This is a genomic window from Sphingomonas sp. P3_C6 (genome assembly GCF_056402595.1).
Genome location: NZ_JBFUHB010000022.1, coordinates 25885 through 46889, shown reverse-complemented (window position 1 = coordinate 46889; position 21005 = coordinate 25885). Strand labels below are relative to the sequence as shown.

The 21005-nt window shown below is 63.3% G+C and carries 5 protein-coding genes; 2 read left to right on the top strand and 3 right to left on the bottom strand.

The window, feature by feature from the left end:
* The first annotated feature begins 252 nt into the window (after positions 1-252).
* Together AC1DT7_RS18105 and AC1DT7_RS18100 are read left to right on the top strand one after the other, a co-directional pair.
* Entirely contained in the window at positions 253-2190 is a 1938-nt protein-coding gene (locus AC1DT7_RS18105) for a substrate-binding domain-containing protein (protein ID WP_478037526.1), read from the top strand.
* Between the two features lie 250 nt (positions 2191-2440).
* The gene (locus tag AC1DT7_RS18100; RefSeq protein ID WP_478037525.1) at positions 2441-4348 is read left to right on the top strand and encodes a substrate-binding domain-containing protein; all 1908 of its coding nucleotides are present in this window, start codon (positions 2441-2443) and stop codon (positions 4346-4348) included.
* Between the two features lie 86 nt (positions 4349-4434).
* Here the strand turns inward: AC1DT7_RS18100 and AC1DT7_RS18095 are convergent, their stop codons facing one another.
* From AC1DT7_RS18095 to AC1DT7_RS18085, 3 genes are all read right to left on the bottom strand, one after another.
* Positions 4435-6303 (bottom strand): tetratricopeptide repeat-containing sulfotransferase family protein, encoded by a 1869-nt coding sequence (locus tag AC1DT7_RS18095; RefSeq protein ID WP_478037523.1) that lies wholly within the window; start codon positions 6301-6303, stop codon positions 4435-4437.
* A gap of 68 nt (positions 6304-6371) precedes the next feature.
* Positions 6372-7820 carry a Hint domain-containing protein gene (locus AC1DT7_RS18090; protein ID WP_478037522.1) on the bottom strand — a complete coding sequence of 483 codons (1449 nt, stop codon included), beginning with the start codon at positions 7818-7820 and terminating at the stop codon, positions 6372-6374.
* Between the two features lie 69 nt (positions 7821-7889).
* Complete coding sequence (locus AC1DT7_RS18085; RefSeq protein ID WP_478037521.1) at positions 7890-20993, bottom strand: filamentous haemagglutinin family protein; 13104 nt, start codon at positions 20991-20993, stop codon at positions 7890-7892.
* Positions 20994-21005 lie beyond the last annotated feature (12 nt).

Below are 21005 nucleotides of genomic sequence, written 5' to 3'. Positions count from 1 at the left end.
AGGATCGAGTCGTTCCTTTCCGACAAATATGCGCCGGAAATTCTGTTTCTGGCGACTATCCCGATAAGCTCGGGCGTTCGTCGGCATCACTTTAGCGTGCCGGTGACTTGTATTGAACGAGGGTCCACGCCGCTTCCTCTGGATTCGGCGGATGGGACTTTGCGTGACCCAAAATAGAAGGACGAGTGACCGCCATAATTATTGGCGGAATGATCTGTTGTGCCTGAATACAATCCAACCAGGAGACTATCCATGAAACGTTTCAGCACCGCGCTCTTGCTGGCGACCGTCGCCAGCTGCGCCTTCGCCTCGGCCGCGCAAGCCCAGACCGTCATCCCGGGCAACCCGGGCCAGAACGCCACCACCGGCAATGACGCCAGCGGCGGCACCTTCGCGCTGCTCGGCAGCGGCGCTACCTCGGTCCAGAACGTCCTCGTACAGGAAATGAACTGCATCGGCGGCTTCAACCCGCTCGGCAAGCAGGACAACACGACGACGGTGATCGCAGAGCCGACCGCTCTCTCTACCCCGGCCGGCGCGTTCAATTGCGCGACGACCGAGCTTCAGCCGAATTTCGAAGGTGAATATGTCGCCACCGGCTCCGGTTTCGGTCGTCAGGCATGGCGCAGCCTGACCAACCAGTTCAGCACCGTCGTCGGCGTGTCGCCCAACAACCCGTTCGGCACCTGGAACCATGTCCAGTTCGCCTTCGCCGACTCGTCGATCACCCAGGGCGATCTTCTCACCTACAACACGACCAACAATGTGGACTCGATCGGCGGCCTGCCGATCATGTTCCCGAAATATGTTCTTCCCGTCGCCGTCGCCTACAACCCGGTCTACGGCAAGAACGCCAGCAACGTCGACATGACATTCAACAACCGGAACCCGGAGACGATCGGTACGACCGGTGTCGGCGGTATCCGTATGAGCCGTGAAGTCTATTGCGGCATCTTCAACGGCGCGATCAAGAACTGGAACGATTCGCGCATCACCGCGCTGAATGCGTCGGCCACGCTTCAGGACACGACCAACGACACCGCCGCGCGCTGGGCGACTGACGGTGTTCCGATCCGTCTGGTCGGTCGCCTCGACAAGTCGGGCACGACCGACATCTTTACCCGCGCGCTGTCCAGCCAGTGCGGTGGTTTCAGCTTCGCCAACAACTACACCCAGAACGCCGAAACGCTGCCGTACAGCAAGGGCGTTGCGGGTACGCCGGACTTCAGCGCCGTTCGTCCTGACACTGGCCTGCGCGCCAGCGGCACCGATCCCGTCGCCGGCAGCACCAACATGGTCAGCAACGAATATTTCAACGGCACGGCCATCACCAACGCACTCGTCACCGGCGGCGGTTCCACCTCGCTGCCGACCGGCAATGTCGGCAGCGGCCTGTTCCTCGTCGCCGACGGCAGCGGCAAGGTTCGCGACGCCATCAACCTCGCGCCCGATTACACGCTGGGCGCGGTCAAGCTGAACGGCAAGGTCGGCTATATCTCCGCCGACTTCATCGCCAACTCGGTAACCGGTTCGCCGACGCTGTTCACCGCGGCGCTCCGCCTCAACCGGACCGCAGGCCAGTTCCGCCTGCCGACCGCGGCGAATGCCACGGCGGCAGTCAATTCCATCCGTCCGCCGGAATCGACGATCGCAACGGTAAGCAATGGTGTCTGGACCGACACCGACGACCGTACCGTGCGTGACCCGATCAGCGGGACCGTCATTGCCGACCGCGCGAACCCGCTCGCCTGGTATGACGTGCTCTATGCAACCTCGACTTCGCAGGCCAATACCCTGGGCGATCCGGGCGCCGGCTATCCGATCGTCGGTACCACCCAGTTCCTGGGCTACACCTGCTACACCAGCACCAACCGCCCGTTCGTCGCGAACTTCCTCGGCTGGAACATGGATGTCGTGACGCGCGACTCGACCAACGCCAATCGCACCGGCATCTTCACCAACGCGACGACCGGCCTTCTCGCCCTGTCGAACATCGGCCTCCTGCCGAATGGCTGGCAGCATGCGGTAGCGGAGACGTTCCTGCGCAACTCTACCGAAGTCTCACCCGTCACCAGTGCGACGCTCGGCAGCCTGAATCTCTGGATCCAGGACGCTCCGACCCCGGCCGGCCTGCCCAACACGTCCGCAAATGGTTGCGGCAGCGGCGCAACTGCCAAGACCGGCATGTAATACAAGGCGGCAACGCCACTAACGGGGCGACTCTGGAGCAATCCAGGGTCGCCCTTTTTCTTCAAGGCAAAGATGTTCGAGACAGTCCATCCGAAGGGCGACCGGCCTTTCTCAGGCCGGACACCCAATACCTACCCCGATGCTTGCGGTGGCAATGGGAGCGCGCGTAATGGCCCCCAGGTGGCGAGTAACTAGCTGCAGGCTGACTCCTCTTTCGTGTCCCTATGACACCCTAACCAGGAGAACGTCCATGAAGCGCTTCAGTACCGCGCTCTTGCTGGCGACCGTCGCCAGTTGCGCCTTCGCCTCGACCGCTCAAGCCCAGACTCTTATCCCGGTCAGCCCGGGCCAGAACGCAATTATCGGCAATGACGCCAGCGGCGGCACGTTCAAGCTGCTCGGCACCGGCACGGCTTCGGTTCAGAACCTTCTCGTGCAGGAAATGAACTGCATCGGCGGCTTCAATCCGCTCGGCAAGGAGAGCGGCATCACGACGGTGATCGCAGAGCCGACCGCTCTATCCACCCCGGCCGGCCCGTTCAATTGCGCCACGACCGAGCTTCAGCCGAATTTCGAGGGCCTGTATGTCGCAACCGGCTCTGGCTTCGGTCGCCAGGCATGGCGCAGCCTGAGCAATCAGTTCAGCACCGTCGTCGGCGTGTCGCCAAACAACCCCTTCGGCACCTGGAACCATGTCCAGTTCGCCTTCGCCGATTCGGCGATCACGCCGGCTGATCTGTTAGCCTACAACACGACCAACAATGTGGACTCCATCGGCGGCCTGCCGATCATGTTCCCGAAATATGTCCTGCCGATCGCGATCGCCTACACTCCGGTCTATGGCAAGAACGCCAGCAACGTCGACATGACGTTCAATAACCAGAACCCGCAAACGATCGGCACCACCGGTGTCGGCGGTATCCGCATGAGCCGTGAAGTCTATTGCGGCATCTTCAACGGCGCGATCAAGAACTGGAACGATTCGCGCATCACGGCGCTGAATGCGTCGACCACGCTTCAGGACACCGTCAACGACACCGTCGGGCGCTGGGCGACTGACGGTGTTCCGATCCGCTTGGTCGGCCGCCTCGACAAGTCGGGCGAGACCGACATCTTCACCCGCGCGCTGGCCAGCCAGTGCGGCGGCTTCTCCTTCACCAATAACTACACCCAGAACGCCGAAACGCTGCCGTACAGCAGGGGCGTGGTGGGTACGCCCGATTTCGGCCTCGACCCGGACACTGGCCTGAGCGCCAGCAGCACGGATCCCGTCGCCGGCAGCACCAACATGGTCAGCAACGAATATTTCAACGGCATGGCCATCAGCAATTCGGGCGTCACCGGCGGCGGTTCCACCTCGATGCCGACCGGCAACGCCGGTAGCGGCCTGTTCCTCGTCGTCGACGGCAGCGACAAGCTGCGCGACGCGATCATCTTTCCTCCCGACTACACGCTCGGCAGCGTCAAGCTGAACGGCAAAGTCGGCTATATCTCCGCCGCTTTCATCGCCAATTCACCAACCGGTACGCCGACGCTGTTCACCGCGGCGCTCCGCCTGAACAGAAGTACCGGGTCATACCGGCTGCCGACCGCGCAGAACGCCACGGCAGCCATGAGCTCGATTCGTCCGCCGGCATCGACGGTCTCGTCGCCGAGCAATGGTGCCTGGAGCGACACCGACGATCGTGGCGGCGCCCAACGCGGAAATCCGCTCTCCTGGTATGACGTGCTTTACGCGTCCTCGGCGACGCAAAGCATCACCCTGGCCGATCCGGCAGCCGGCTATCCGATCGTGGGCACCACCCTATTCTTGGGTTACACCTGCTACACCAGCACCAACCGTCCGTTCGTCGCAAACTTCCTCGGCTGGAACATGGATGCCGTGACKCGCGATTCGACCAACACCAATCGCAACCAGATCTTCACCAACGCGACGACCGGGCTCCTCGCCCAGTCGAACATCGGCCTCCTGCCGAATGGCTGGCAGCATGCGATTTCGGAGACGTTCCTGCGTAAATCCACCGAAGTCTCGCCCGTCACCGGCCTGACGCTCGGAAGCCTGAATCTCTGGATCCAGGACGCTTCGACGCCGGTCGGCTTGCCCAACACTTCCGCCAATGGGTGTGGCAGCGGCGCGACTGCCAAAGCAGGCATGTAGCTCCTGAAGCGAAGCCGAAACGGGCGGCTCCGGAGCAATCGGAGCCGCCATTATCGGTGGCGGCGTACTTGGCCGCCCCCCGCCGCTTATCGGTCGATCAAATAGCCGAGGCGCGCGATCGCGGGCTCCAGTATCGGGATGATCGGCTTGAGATGCTCGATATAATTGCGATAGCGGAACACGGAACGATCGTAGAGCTTCTCTGTCACCTGAGCATAGCTCGCGGTTCTCGCCGGCCGGGCATTGGCGTGGAATTCCAGCGCGCGCGGGTCGAACGGTTCGCCGATGAAATCGAGAAGACTCCGGACCTCACGCTCCTGATCGGCGACGAGATCCTCATAGCGCACTGCGTGATAATTAACCGGCAATGCTGCCCGATAATCGACCAGCAGATCGGCGATCAGGGCGTAGTGCCGGGCCGCGGATTCGAGTTCATACGCGCAAAAGAAACCATGCGTCAGTCCGTTAGAGAAGACGGAAAGCACGACGTCGAGCGGGTGACGGACCAGATGGACGACCGGCGACCGCGGAAAGATCAGGCTGATCAGACCGAGATGGGTTTCGTTCAGCGGCATCTTGTCGGTGAACCAGCGCTTTGCCGGGTCGATCGCGCCGAAACGCACCGCTTCGTTGAGATACAAATCGCGCAGCGTATTAATATGCCCAGCGCGGTCGCCGAGCCACAGCTCGCTCAGCGCCTTTGGATAGTCCAACGGGCTGCCGAGCAGATGCTTCGCCCGTTCAGCCAGCATATGCATGATCGGCAATTCGTCCCCGGCCGCGATTTCGGGATGGGAACTCAGTGTCTGCTCGACCAGAGTGGTACCGGAACGAGGAAAGCCGATAATGAAAATCGGCTGCGGGCTGTCATCACGCACTTCCGCCCGCGGCAACAGCCTGCTCCGCCCTTCGGTGAAGAAAGTCCGCAGCGAATTGACCAATTGGGCAGCGCGCGCGGATTGATAGCTGTGGCCGCTGCGCTCCCGCAATCGGCGCTTGAACGTTTCGAACGCCGCGAACGCTTCGTCATACCGGCCCATCGAGTCTAGGATTTGCCCCCTTTGGAGCAACGCCTCGCCCTCCGCGCTTTCCGCGTCGTCCCGGCTCGCCTCAAGCGCCGCCAAGGCGCGCTCCGGCTGCCGGGTACGACGGAGGAGCGTCGCGCGCGCCACGGCCACATGGGCATCGCCAGGCGCGAGCTCCATCGCCCGATCGAGCAGACCCGCCGCCGCGTCGAAATTCTGCGCTGCCTCTTCCAGCCGGGCCCATGCCATCAGGATCGTGAGCGACTGACCATGGTGTTCGGTCAGGCGCTCGAAGATCCCACGCGCCTCGGCAAACCGACCCTGATCGCGCAAGGCGAAGGCGAGGTGAGATTCAAGTTGGACGGCCGGCACCTGCGGCCCTCTCGGGGTCGGCAGTCCTAAGGCAAGGCGGAAATGATGCTCCGCCGCCTTGCCGTTATGATGGCCGAGGAAGACCTGCCCCATGATGAAGTGCGAAATCACTGCTTCAGGTGCCAGCCGAACCAGCATGCGCGCATGCGATTGCGCCTGTATCAAGTCGCCGCGGGCGAGGAAAAATTGGGCGGCGATCATGCGCGAAACGGCATCGTTCTGATCGATCCGGGTGAGCCGCTCCACGATGATCGCGGCGGTATCGAATTCTCCCGTATCGCTCAGGATGTTGAAGAACGTCCCAAGCGCATCCTTGTGACGCGGCGATAGCTCCAGGATATCGAGCGCGATCCGCCTGGCCGCTTCGCGATCATTGGATCGGTAGGCGCGTGCGAGCGCCCCGAGTTGCTCGCCGTGCGATCGATCGCTCCCGGCAGGCTCGCCTTTTTCGAGATCGAGTCCGCAGCATTTCGGGTGGCTTAGCCCCGAACCGCAGGCGCAGCCGTCACGGATAGACGCGTCTGCCGAGTTAGCGGGGAATTCCAAGGTTTCGGACATCGGCATGCCTGGTTACTCGATTCGGTCGACGACCCGCCCGCGCAACATGGCGCGGACGGGCCTGCTTTTCAGGCTACGACCCGCAGGTCCGGTGCCGCGCGCGACCAGGATGGTGCGACCATCGTAACTGCGACTTCGACTATCATCGGCTCGCTTGATCCGGTTGTCACGCTGGCGGCGCCATCGGTCCAGCGCCAGCCGGCATTCTCGTGTCGCTCGGTCGGATAGAACCCATCACCGAACATTGCGTCGTCGAGATCCAGCGGAAAACCGTTGATGCGCAACTCGCCCACGGCAACCCCAAGCTGCCGGCCATCGGCCAGGCCCGGCATCAGATGCGCGAGCACGCCGGCATTCGACCGCAAGGTCAGCGCCTCCGTCGCCGGAACGACGAACCAAAAGCGGTTCCCCGCGACGTGGATTGGCGCAACCGTCGTGCCATCCACCTCGAGGCGCAGGGCCGGATCCTCGGATTTGGTCCAGCCCAGCTCCTCGGCCCGGGCATTGAGCCGCTGCTGCAACGCGACGAGCTGCGGCCCGGCCGCCACCATGGGAGCACAGGCATTCTCCCAGTTCTGGGGGTCGAGCCGGCCCTGGATCGCCACGAAATTATCGGCATTGGCGAAACTGGAGCGATTGCCGTCGTCGAGATAGCTTTCGCAAGGCAGGCCTTCGGCAAGCACCACATCATGGCTTTCGAGTTCGATATGGAAATACCGGACTTCGTCGACCTCCTCCTGCAGGATCGTCACGCCGTTCACAAGCAGGCCAACCGGAACCAGGACACCATCGACAAGGACGGAATGCCCGGGCGAGAGTCTTACGTCACGCGAAGGCAGGTCGGGGCCGAAAGCATGTGGTCGCACCAGCACGGGATTTGCGTCATTCGGGCGCGGGCGCATTTTCGGGCGGACCAGCATCTGGCCGATCCAGGTAACCGGGCGATTCGTACCACTGGCCGTGACAACCACATCGCCCTCTTGCAGATCTTCGACGGCGACTGGACCAGACGGCGTTAGAAGGCGCGTGCCCGCGACGAAACACACCGGCGGGATGGCGTAGACGGTCGGATCCTTGTCGAAGGTGACGGGAAATCGAGGTCCATCCACACCGAAACCATAAGTGCTCAACATATAGCTCGCACTGTAAAAATTACCCAGTCCTTGGCCCGAGACTTCGTCTGCATTGATCAGAATGCCGTTCTCGGAAAACCCGTGAATCCAAAATACCTTTGGCTGCCCATTATCATCAAGCACCTCACTGAACGTTATGCTTCCAAATGTCGGAAGAATATACACGAAATCGTCGTCACTATAGAAACCTTGAGTATACTCGTTTGTTAATACAGATACAGTTCCGGGATTTACTGGCGGCGAGTTACTTCCGGCCGAAGAGACATATGTAACAATTACTGATGAAGAATATGTGGAACTATCTACGTCTTTAATAAAACCCAGGGCGTCGCTGTTAAATGTGACGCCGTTTAGCTGATCGACATCGAATGGATTCGTAGGCATATTTTTTCTCCGCTCAAATTTTGGTTGACCATCAAGCGCACATTATCGGCCGATCATTTTTTATTTCGGCTATCGAGAGCAATTTGGATCATTGCTATTATTCAGATCGGGGCACTGCTTCTCACCCGCGGCCGGCCCAAGCACCTCGACCGTGATCAGGGAGCGCCGGTCGCGCTGATTGCCGTTCGCCGCCGCCGCGCCCGCCGCCTGCGCGGCAACGGCCGACGCCGCATCGGCCGGTGTGGCCACCGACGCCGTCACGGCCGAGCTCGGCACGCCGGTGATGTTGCCCGCCGCCTTGAAATTGTCGGCGTTCGCGACGCGCGCGGCGGCGACGACGATGTTGCCTGATGCGCGCACCCCAGCGTCACCGGCGTCCACCTCGCCCACCGGGGCGATCAGGACCACATCCGAGGGTGGGTCATCGGGCGTGCGCTGGAAGGCCCCGATCCCGGCGCCGGCGACGCTTCCGGCGCTGTTCACTTCGGCAAGGCCATTCTCGTCGAGCCTGACCGTGATCGGCGGGAAGCTCGACGCGCTCTTGGGCCCCTGGCCGGCGTTCAGGTCGCCATTGGACGACCACATCGTGATGTCGCCACTCTGCTCGGTAAAGACGCGGCTCTGGTTCAGGATGAAATCGCCGTCGGTGAAGGACCGGATCTGCCCGCCCCTCAGCGTCAGGACGCCCTCGTAACCGATCGGAATAGACGCGATCTTTCCGATGATGTTACTATTCAGATCGCCGCTTTCCAGGCCCGGATATCGATCGCCACGAGGATCGACAAAGGCGGTCGCCCGCCGCGAGGCCTGCTCGGAACTCCGAACGACCGAACCGGCGATCACATCGCCGCCGGGGCCAAGGATCGAAACGTCGCCGCCGCGCGTCGTCTGGATCGTCGCAAGCCGCAGATCGACATTGCCGGTAACCACGCGCGCCGCGCGTTGCGGCTGCCCGTCGACGATGTTGCGCACCGGCTCCCCCAGCGGATGGTCGGCGGAAATGGTGCCCGGGTCGAGCGTATAAGGCGCGAGATTGTCGGTATAGCCAAGGCTCGGCGGGAAGAGCGTCTGCACCGCACGATAGCCGCGGATATATTGGAGATAGGATGGGCCGCCCGGGTTGCCGGCCTGCGCCAGCTCGTTGAAATAGAGGCCGTTGACCAGGAACGACTGCTGGCGAAGCGGATCGATCTTCGCGAAAGCCGCATAGAGATCGCCCATCCGGGCATAGGCGGCATTGGCCAGCGCGGCATTGCCTGCATCGGTGTTCGGGAAACTCTGCCCCGCGAAGAGCCCGGCGAATGCGTCCGGCGCATTGTCGCGCAGCCAGCTTGCAAGGAGCGGCGCGTAGATGAACCTGCTCCGATCCGGCGTCAGGTTGCCGAAACTGTCCTTGACCTGCTCGAACAGATCGCCATCCAGCTTCGCCAGATTGTCCGGATTTAGATAGGTCTCGCGCAACGCCGTAAAGTCGCCGCCTGCCCCCATGCCGAACCGGACGCTGAGATCAGCTCCTTCATCGGCCAGCCACGGATTATAATCATTGCCGATGGTGCGGATACCGCCCGCAAAGCTGTAGGTCATGCCGTCGTTGATCGAAACGATGTTCGCGGATGTCACGAACGGCCCGAGGTCACGCCCCGCCTCCACGATCAGCGTCCCCGGACCGCCAAGAATGAAATCACTGGACCTGACGAATGGCAGTCCACCGCCGGATGTCGTCACCCCCAGGATATCGCCGCCGGCGCGAATGCGGGTCACATCCGATGCCGCCAGGTTCTGGCCATTGAAGAACATATCGAGGATGTCCCCGCCGGCAGTGATCCGCGCCTGTTTGGGAAGGAAGAATGCCGTCTCGTCGATGTCGCCATTGCTGTAGATTCGCACCGGGTCCGGATCGCCGGCATGGGTGACGCGCTGATTGTGTTGCGCGCGAAGCTGAGCGTCGGTGGTGTTCGCCGTTACGAAGGGCGTCTGATACACGACCAGCCCTGCACCGGCCACGAAAGCCCCGGCCAGAAACCCGGGGTCGGCGTCGCTCATTGCAATATTCAGCCCGCTGATATCGCCATCGCTGAACAGGCGGAGTTGACCGATTGAAGAAGGGTACAGCAATTGCCGTGCGTTCTGCGGCAACTCGATGCTGGCCGTAAGGGAGGTCATCTCCAACGTCGGCGGCAGCACCTGAATATATGAAGAAGGTGTTGCTTCATTGTCGGGGGGAAAGAACGAGGCCTGCTGGCCATAAGCGGTCTTGCCGCCGACGCCGGCGGTCTGGGCGATCTGTGCGGTCTCGACCGCGGTAAGGCTGAACGATGCCGCCTCGCTGAAAAAACCGGCCGAGCTCGCAGACTGGTCGACCCCAAGCGCCGATACACTCGCCACCGTCGCCGATCCGCGTGCAGAGACATCGACGACGCCATCCGATAGACGCACGCGCAGATATTGCGGGGTCAATGCCTCGATCGGCTCGTTGCCCAGCGCCAGGATATCGCCATCGGCGTGAGCCGCCGCTACGCCGGTCGCGATGTCCATCGCGCCCGCCAGAATGTTCCGGCCGACCTCCATCGACAGGTTGCCGCTGCCGAAGGTCATCATGACCGAGCCGGTCTGCGTGCCGGTGGAACTGATGCCGGACAACAGTGCGACCGTCAGGTCGCTGACGTCACGGCCTGCATTGATGGTCACATCCCCGCCCGCCAGCGCGCCGACGCCCGAGGTGAAATAGCGGGGCGCGATGCCGGTTTCGGTATCGATACCCGTCACGCCGGTGCGCCAGGGCATTGCGGTCTGCCCAGCGTTGATGCCGGGGCTCGTGCTCGTGCCATTGCGCGCGCCGGTGTAGTTCTGCCCCACCAAGCCAAATAGCGGAGTCCATGCATCGCGGCGCCCAAGAACATCGCGACCAGCGTCAAGCAGGATATCCCCGCCATCATATGCCAGTACGGGGGACGTATCGGTAAGCCCCTTGGGAGAGGGGATGAAATCCAACGTTTCCGGCCGCGGTGCAAAATACGGGCTGTCAGGCGTTATCGATGCCAGCACATCGCTGCCGACGATCCGTGCGCTGACATTGACGGGCGCGACCCGGATACCGGCAGTGTAGATTGCCGAACCGGCAAATTGGGCCGCCTGCCCTTGCGCAGGCCCGCTATAATTCGGAGCCTGCACGGTCGTCCCGTCGCTGCGGCGATAGACCGGGTCAGCTGCACCGCGCAGATCGATATCGCGCGATGCGACGACGCCCACCGCCCCGTCTCCGGTCCGGACAAAGGTTCGGACATGCGCCTGATTTGGGGCGTTCGGGCTGTTCTGCTGAGCCACAGTACCATAGGTGATGATCGACGGTGTTCGATTGGCCGTATAGCCCGACCTGCCGCTCGCAAGACCGCTTTGATAGGTCTGCTCGAAGCTCTGGAGAAAACCTACCACGGCCGAAAGCGGCGCAATGATTCCGGACGGTTGATTGGCCGATCCGGTGAAGCTGTAGCCCTGTCCGGCGAAGTAGCGCAGTGCCGCCGCGCGCGCGTCGCTGCTCAGCCCGGTGGTACCCGCGCCCCAGCTCAGTTGCGTATAGGCATCGTCCTTCAGGCCATTCAGGCCCGCGGTCGGATCTGTCAGGTTGAGCGTATCCCCGATGTTGAAGTTGACCTGCGAAGCGTCGGTTCTGGCAAGGTGAAATTGGAGCGGCCCGTTATAGGTGACCGTTCCGGTCGCACTGACCCGATAGCTGTACTCGCCCCCGACCGTCACGTCGGCGGCAGCCCCGCGGTCGACCTGGAACGGGTTGACCGACAGCGTATCACCTGCGCCGGCAACCAGCCTCAGATCGGACGAATGCATCGCCACATCGCCGTCGAGCAACGGGAACAAGTCGCCGAAGCCGAGCGAATCGCGCGTTTCTCCGCCGCCTGCCGCGCCATTCCCGACCAGCGACAGTGGCGAATTGATATAGGCAGGATCGTCTGAATCGCCCTGTACGGCAGCGCCGCTCAGAGAGATGGCGAGCGTATTTGCCGTGCCCGGATTCGTGCCGCTTACGTAGCTGGGAATGCTGCTGCAGGAACCGCTCGTGCCGCCGCAGGAAAACTGGAGCGCCGGCGAATAGCTGCGATCCCCGCCACCAAGCTGATAGTTGATATAGTTCGGGTCCGACTTGTCATGGAATGTGAAGAAGCCGTCCGAGATACTGCGATCGATGGTCAGATTACCGCCGGCACGCAGCGTGACGACCGGCGCTTCGCCTCTGGCCGAGCCGTCGACGCGGTAGAGGAAGGTCGCGAAGTGATCGAGCAGGTCGCCTTCCCGGCCGGGCACGACCTTGTACTGGGTCGGGCCACCCTTGCTGAGTTCCGGGATTACCTGCAGCACGCCGGCGTCGACTGCCGCCTTGAGTTGCTCGGGAGAGAAATTGGCGGCCGCCAGGTTCCATTGAGTCTCTGTCTTGATGTTGCCGCTCGAGGCAAGCTCGACGCCAGGACGGAGCCGGATGCCGTCAAGGCTGCTGCCGTCGACCGTCGAAACGCCGAACCCCTGAATGAACTTGACCAGCGACGGCGCACCATCGGCCAGGTCGAACTTTTCGGTGAACGGGTTCGAACCGGTGTCGGCGAAGTCGAGGAGCAATGTCCCGTCCGCGGCGCGCGAGATGCCCGAATAGAGGCCGCTATCGGCCATCCCGTCGAGATCGTAGCGCTGGAACGCCTCGAGCTGGACGCTGTCCGCGCCGAGGATGGACCCGCCGAGGCTGACCGACACCTTGTTCCTGTCGGGGCCGATCACCGGTGCGCGAAAGCTTACCGTCCCGCCCTTGTCTGGCTCCGCATAACGATAGACGGTCACGGGATTGCCGGTCGCCGGATCGGTGATCACCTGCGGAATGAGCCGCCCCGCGCCCTGATCGGCCTGGTTCCGGCGCGCGCCGACATCGATGACCGCGCCCTTTGCGATCGTGATGCTCGCATCCTGGCGCTCGATCCCGATCGTCACGTCGCCCGCCGAGGCGGGGCGACTGTCCTTATCGGCATAACCGGTCGTGTGGGTGTCGAGCCGCGCTGTGGAGGCCAGGGTGACGCCACCATCGCCCCACAGGGCGATGTCTCCGCCATTGACCGCGGCATTGCGTGCGTCATCGGCCGACATGCCGGCGACGTTCACGCCCGAGGTGTCGATCGTCCCGGCGATCGTGATCGCACCGCCATCGGCTGTCAGCGAGACACTCTTCGCCTTGACCGACTGGCCGGCACCGAGATCGAGATTGCCGACCCCGGAGCGGACCCACAGGTCTCCGCCGAACAGCGCGCCGTATCGAGTGACGAAGCCCGATAGGTCGAAGCGTCCCTTGCCGGAGTCGAACGTGAACGATCCCTGGCGCGCACCCTTCGCGTCCGGATTGATGGCGCCATCTAGCGTGATGTTTCCCTTGCTCGCGAGCAGGTTGAGCGTCCCGGCGGTGCCGAGGCCGCTGTCGACAACGAGCGCTGAAAGCCGATCGATGGTGATGCCGCCGTTCGCCGAGAGCAGATTGATCGTGCCCCCGCCGGCCGACACGGTGACCGGATCGGCCTTGTCGCCGAACGTCACCTGATAGCCGGGGGTCGCGAGCGAAGCCCCGGTCAGAGTAATGTCGGTCTGGGACTGGATGTCGATGATGCCGGCCGTTGCACGGACCAGGCCGCCCGTGATTGACGCCGACCGGACCCGCGCGTCGATCGTGCCGATCCCGATCCGCGCGCCCGGCGTGGCATTGCCTGTCGGCTTGACGGCGGCGTTGGTGCCGGCGGCAGTCAGCGCGAAGTCGCCGGTGGTCAGGAAACTATAGTCCGGTCGCACCTTTTGCTCACGCGGGTCGACCGCCTCGGCGCGATCGGCGAGGAACGGAGTCTTGAGCGTCAGTGAGGCCGCGCCCGACGAAAAGCTGCCCTTGCCCTCGACGTACATGCCGTCGCTGGCGGCAAGGGTGACATCGGCAAAGCCCGTCGCGCGAACGTCGTTCGAGCCGAAGGAGATCGTCGACGTATCGAGCAGCAATGCACTGCCCGTTCCGCAGAAGCCGGCCGTGGCGCAGCCGGATGCCGTGGCACCCGAATTGGTCAGGCGCACATCGGACGCCTTGATCGTCACCAGGCTATCGGCAGAAGCGCCGGCGACCGTTGCGATCGTAGCGGTGTCGAGCACCAGATCGTTGAACCGATGGGTGCCCGCCGAGAAGCGTACCGCGCCAGGGGAGCGGATCGTCAGCCGATCGGCGAGCGCCAGCTTCGCCTCGAGGGTCGCGCCAATCACGCCGGCATTGCCGCGCGCGTTCTGGCTGTCGTCGAACCGGATCGCCTGGCCGCTGATGGCGATCAGCCTGGCCTTCAGGGCCGCATCGTCCGACACGACGAAGCTGCCGCTCGAATCAAGTGTGAGGGCGCCACCGCTAATCGCGGCCGCACCGATATCGATGGTCGAATCCCCGGTGCCGCTGCGCGCCACCAGCCGCTCGCCACCATTTGCCAGCCTGAGGATCGAGCCCGCCGTCGCGGCGATATAATCAGTGACCGGCTGAGTCCCGACATCGCCGGTCGCCGTCAGACTTGCCCCGTCGGCGATGGTCAGCCGCGAACCGCTGCCGCCCACCGCGAGCAGCAATTCAGGCGCCTGCAAGGTCGCGCTGCCATCGACCAGGATGTTGGTTGCGGTGGCATTGATCGTCGTCGTGCCATTCGCATTGTCGGTGCGCCGGCCGCCGATCAGCAGGCTGGCCGCGTTGAGCCGGCCAAGGGTGCCGTCGCTGAGCACCAGCGCGCCACTGACCGCTTCCGCCTCACCACCCGTGATGAGGATATTCTGGCCCAGGATATCGAACTGGCCACCCTGGCCGCCCTTGACGGGCGTGGTGTCGAACATACCTGCAATACGTAACGCCGTAAGCGGCGCCAGGACGACGCGCGCTGCATCGAGCGGCACGCGCGGGCGCCCGGTCCCGGCCTTGACCGCCTTGCCGATGAGGTAATCGGAACCGCTGGTGGTTTCGATCTGCGAATATTTGAGGAAGACGTCCTTCGATTGGATGGTGAAGGAGTGCCGCGTCGATTCCGAGATTCCGGTTCCGGCGTAGCCGAACGTGCCGCCGACAATGACGCTGCCGTCCAGAAGTCGGGTGCTCTGGCCGGGGATCGGCGCAGGCGCGTCAGTATTCTCGACCAGACGAAGCGCACCAGGCACCGACATTGCATATTTGGCCGGCACGAGCAGATACTCGCCCGCCGGCACCCCGTTGCCGCCGTCGAGGAACACGCTCTGACCGGCATTGGTGCCGTAGAGGTCGACCGGACCGCCACTGCCATAGTCGGCCGAATAGGTCGGGTCATAAGGCGCTATCTTGCCGGCCTGACTGACGGGCACCAGTGCGAAGACCTGTCGCCGATCGGCATATTGATAGCCGATACCGGTCGCCGGATCATAGCCGTTGCTGCTGAACGCATCGTTGTTGAAGCGATCGAGCACGTCGCGCGAGCCGCCCACGCCGGACTGGAATTCATAGGCGTAGACGTCGCCGCCCCCGCGGCCGTTGAAGAGAGCGCCTTCGTCCTGAACGATCGAGCTGCCCGCCAGTCGGAGCTCTCCCGAGGGAAGCTTGGTGAGGGGCGTGCCGACCGTCGGGAAGAAATATTCGATCAGGTCGGTAGTGCTGCCATAAGGGATGTTCAGCCCTTGGCCCGATACCATCGTGACGCTGCCGGCACCGAAGGTGACCGACTCAGTCGGCGTGCTGATGTACCCTCCTCCGGTCGCAATCGCATCGTTGCTACCGAGTTCGAGCAATCCGAGCGGCGCCGCGAGGAAGCCGTTCTGGACGATCCTCGCAGCCAGGACCCGCAAATGAGTACCGGCGGACAGAGGCGTCGGTGCATTTGGATCCAGATAGCTGTTGCCGAAGGTGATCGTGTGATCACCGAGCGCAAGCACGTCGAAAGGCTTTGACCGGTCTGCAGAAAGCCCTTCGAGCAGGCCCTGGAGATTGCCGGTACCCGTCGTGGCATAGGTGCGGCGCGCGTCGATGGTCAGGTTGCCACCGGCGACCAGCTGACCGTTGTATACGAGGAGATTGCCGGCCGCCTGATCGTTGACGCCGATGAACCGGATATCCCCGGACGAGCCGAGGGTGAGGCTGCTGATCGACCTCCCGAAATCCACGCCGCCGACGATATCGATTCCCTGCCCTCCGGCGACGAAAGACACCGTCGCATCGCCCTCGGCGCCACCATCGAAACCGGCGACGCCACGCCGACTTGCGAAACGAAGATAGCCCGCTTTCACCGTGGCATTGCTGCCGGCCGTGGCATTGACCGAGATATCGGCATCGGGGTTGAAAAGAGTGCCCGGCAGGAGCGGATCCTGCGAGGTGACCATCAGTGCCTTGCGCACCGTCAGCGAGAAATCGCCATCCAGCGTCAACGAGCCGCGGGCGATCACAGTGTCGAATCCGCTTCCGGCGATGAGGCCGGCCGATAGATAGTCCAGGTCGCCGTCATTCTGGCCACTACCGATCGTAGGCCGCAACCATTCGAGCGTACCGCCCTCGGCGCGCGCATCACCACCTTGTGCCTTGATCGGCGTGGTGCCGAGAGTGCCCCCGGCGAGCGCGGAGATGGTGCCTGCCTTGCTCCATTCCAGATAGGGTGCGTAGATGCCCAGCCCGGCTGCCTGATCGACAACCATGTTCGCGCCGCTGATATCGAGCGATGCGCCATCCCGACGGATGAGCGTGCGGCCGGTTAGATAATTGGTGATCTGACCAGGGCCCGTCTGTCGCCCGACCTGCGTCGGTGCCGCGAGTTGCAGAGTGCCACCCTCAAGCACCTGACCGGAGCGGATGCGACGGCCATTACCCATGAACGGCGCTCGGGGATCGGCCAGTGCGATCCCCGACAGGTCGGTCACGCTGCCGGAATCGAGGAGGATACCTTGCGACTGGTCGAGCATGCCGAGGAAATAGACGAGGCGGTCGGCCCCTTCCCGCGTCACCAGCTCGCGATTGGTCAGCACACGCCCCGGAACCACCGAGTCGGTCACCCCGACCGCGTTGAGCGCGTCTTCGTTGAACCGGCCCTGCGCATCCATGGGCCCGCCAAAGGCATCGGCCAGGCCATGCCCGCCAAGACCGATATCGCGCACGCCGAGGCCGGCGGAGATCAGCGGATCGATCAGGTCGGCGCGCTGCGAGATGCTGCCGCCGCGCATCACGATGCTACCGCCATTGTAGAGCTTGCTGACGGTGAGTGTAGCACCGGGCGCGCCGGTGATCTGCCCGCCGGCAAGGACATCGAGTTCGCTCAGGCCACCAAGCACCACATTCGCTGCGCGCCGGTCCGGCAGGAAACTGTTGGTCGTCGGGGACAGAAAGGATTGGGTGGTTATGTCAGCGTCGCTCGCAAGGCTGCGCAGTGCCTTGCTCTGATCCGCGTTGAGCAACGACGGCAAGAGCCATTGGGTAAGATCGAATGTCTCACCGGCACCGACGACGAACCGGGTCGTCTCGAGAAAGGCCGACTTGCTCACGCGATCATTGTCGAACACGTCGTCGACGATCCGGGAACGGTAGGTGCTCACATTGAGCGTACCGAACCCCGTCTTCCGAAAGAAATCGAGGCTGACATGCGTGCTGCCTGCGTGATTGCCGGACCCAAAACTGATGTCGGGCGCAACCAGCGTGAAGGTGCCGCCACCTGCAAAACCGAACCCAAGGATCGTACCCGACGCGATATCGACCGTCGAACTGGGCGTCGCGACGAGGCTCGGCAGGACAGCACGAACCGTCCCCGTCCCGTTCGCCGGGATCGGGGTGAAGTCGATCGACTGACTGGTGCCACCAAGTGGAATATCGGACGTCCCAGCTCCGTCATTCGTCAGCAGGCCGTCCTGAGTCAGGCGCGTCGACGCGTAGAGGGTCTTGTTGATGAGGGAGACGTCGCCGCCCTTGCCATCGAGGACGAGCCCACCGGTCGAGTTGACATATCCGCCCGACGCGACGTTGAGCGTACCACTGACATGGATGCTACCGCTGAGGTCGACGGCCTCGCTCGCCGATGCCAGGCTCTTCCCCACCACGACGAAGACATTCGGCGCGACGGTCAGGCTGATGCTGCCGCCGTCACTGAAGGCGCCGCCACGCTTGATCCCGGCCTCGGTAAGGTCGTTGACCCAAAGCCCGGCGGTCGAAAGCGTGCCCGTCACCAGGATATCGAACGGATTCGGGTCCCCGGGATTGCTCGCATAGAGATAGTCGGCACTGATATCGTCGCCGTTTCCGTCACCATAGAGCCCGGTGCGAAACGCCGAACCGTTGCTCGCCTCGTTGGCCAGTCCGTTCAGGCCCTGGCCGATGAAGCTGGTCTTCGCCGTGATCGACCCCGACGGGGCCTCGACGATACCGTCGAAACGGATCGTGCGCCCGGCGATCACATTCAGAACACCGCCCGGGGCCAGGGTCAATTTCGAGATGCCCGTAATCGACAGCGCGTCGGACGACTGCATCGTGACCGGATTTGCGTTCGCGAAGGTCACGGATCCAGTCGCGCTCAACGACAGTTCGGACAGTCCCGCTCCGGACAGCATCGCGTCGTTGAGCAACAGCTCAGCCCAGTTCGATTCCGCCGTGCCGCGCTCGCCGTGATAGACGATCATGTCGCCCAGCGAGTTGATCGACAGGGCACCACCCGACACCAACTCATAGGGAGAACGTTGTAGAGCACGCCCGGCGCTCGAAGAAGTGAGGCTCGGCCGCTTGCCGGTATTGACCTGGCGGGCTCCGGTGAAGGCGGAGCCGTAGAAAGTGCCGTCGATCGCCACGGCGGCCGCATTGATCGTCAGCGCCCCCGCATCCCGGCCTTCGTCATAGGATTGGTCGTAGCGCCGCGTCTCGGTCGTCGGGCTAAGATAGGTGTTGAGCACGCCGAACCGCGGCTGCACCGAACTGAACCCTTCGGCGACACCGACATAGACATCGTTCGGGTTGGCCTGGCTGATGTCGACGACCCGCCCGTCATTGGTGATGAGCTTGCTCGTTTTCACCGCGCCCGCGGCATAATTGACCCACCCGCCCGAGAAATCGATCACCGCGTCGCGCGCGATATGAATGGATGGCGCGGTGCTTACTCTCACATTGCTGAAATTTTGGAGAGCGCTGGTCGCGAGATTGACCGTGCCACCCTTGGTCATGAATTCGGCTGCAGTGCTGCCGATCTGACCCGCAAGGCTCCCGGCCTCGATCAGCGGCGACCCGACCCATGCGACACCGTCATCGCGCACACCGGAGATGCGCGGATCTACGTACAGCGTCGCGCCGTTCAGGGTGAAATTGCCGTCGAGTGCGACTTCGCGATAATTGGGGGTATCGCGGAGCTCGCCGCGCTTGACCGGCGTAATCGCGATCTGGTTCCGCGACGCGGCGAGCTGAACGTCCTTCAGGCCGCTGACGTCGATCATCACGCCGCGGGCGATGTCGACATGTCCCGGATGGGCCGCATCAAAAATGAACTTCTGTGACTGGTCCTGGATCCTGTTCACGCCGACAGAAATATTCGCGCCGGGCGCAAGGATTAATGCGTTCTGACCCACCTTCAGATCTGTTGCGACCAACGCGCCGACCCCTTGGGCCTGAAACGCGACCTGAGTCCCGATCTCGAGCTGCGACGCCTTGAACTCGGCTGGTTCACTGGCCGATCCCTGGGGTATCGTCTCGCCATTGTCGTCAGCCAACATCTCGATGCCGCTGGCCATCGCCGCATTGGTGTTGCCAGCCAGGGTGATCTCGCCCGATGTGAGCGAGATCTTGCCATTGCGCGACACACTGGTCGTGGTGGACAGGAGGCCGCTATGCGCGATCGAGCCGTCCGCACCGGTACCGAGTGAGATATAGCCGCGCTTCGATTCGATCAGCCCGCTATTGGTGATGGTGCCATCGGCCTGGCCGCTGAACACGAAACTGTTGAGCTTATAGCCGCGGACATAGGGGTCAGGATCGCTGTCGGCGCCGGTAGACTGCTGATAATTGACCGCGCGACCGGCCTGCAGGCTCACCTGACCATCGACGGCCGTCAGCACGCCGCCGCTGTCGATATCCGGAGCGGTCAGCATGATGAAGCCGCCAGTACCACCGGCGATCCTGGCACCATGGTCGACGACGATGCCGCCCTCCGGCCTGTCGAGGAACGCCGTGCCGTCACCTTGAGTCATTCCGGAGACGAGCAGCGGCCGGACAAAACCGGCGTTAGTCCTGCCCGTCGTCCCGTTCGCCGGCGTGAAGAGACCATTGGCCAGGAACGCTGCATTGCGTTCGAGAAGGGTCGTCGCCTGAGTGGTGCCGCTGCTGCCMTTCACGTACCTGGCAGCATTCCCAAGCTCCAGCGTCGAGGCGAGCAGCGAATGGGTGTTCACCTGGCTGTTCTGGCCGAAGATGATCCCGCTCTGATTGATCACCACGACGGTGCCGTCGGCGGTCAGGCTGCCGAGGATCTGGCTCGGCGCGACGGAGTTCGTCACCCGGTTCACGGCGACCCAGCCCGGCTGGGCGACGCCGTTCGACTTCTGGTTGAACTGCAGCGTCGTGTTCTGGCCGATATTGAAGCTGTTCCACGACAGCAGGGCGCGTTCCTGAGTCTGGTCGATCGTGACCTGAATCTTGCCGCCGGCGCCGGTCGTCTGGGTGGGGAGCCCCGCGCCCTGCCATGTCTTGAGCCCCGTGTCGTCGAGGCCGGCACCGGCGCTGATCAGGAGTTCGTTCGCCCTGGCCGCATTGCCTGCACGCGCGGCCTCGATTGCCTCGCGGATCTTGCCGGTGGGATCGAGCCCGTCTGCGGAAAGACCGTCGGTGACGTTGCCGCGATTGGCCGCGACGACCGCGTCCCGCGCCGAGAGGACATAGGCACGGATCTGCTCGGCGCGGGAGATCGTCGAGCGCTGGCGTGACAGCGCCTGGTTCATCGTCAGCGAACGCTGCGGATTCGTCCCCGGCCCCTGAGCCTGGGGCTTGGGCGCAGCGGCCCGTGCACCCAGGATACCCGACAGTGTCGACTGTGCCTGCACCGGCGTCGCCACCAGCCCCGACGCGATCGTCGCAAGGCTCGCACCGATCATGAGGACGGCGCGACGGCCTGGGCGAAAGGGAAACGCGTTACGGACAGTCATGAAAAGGCTCCG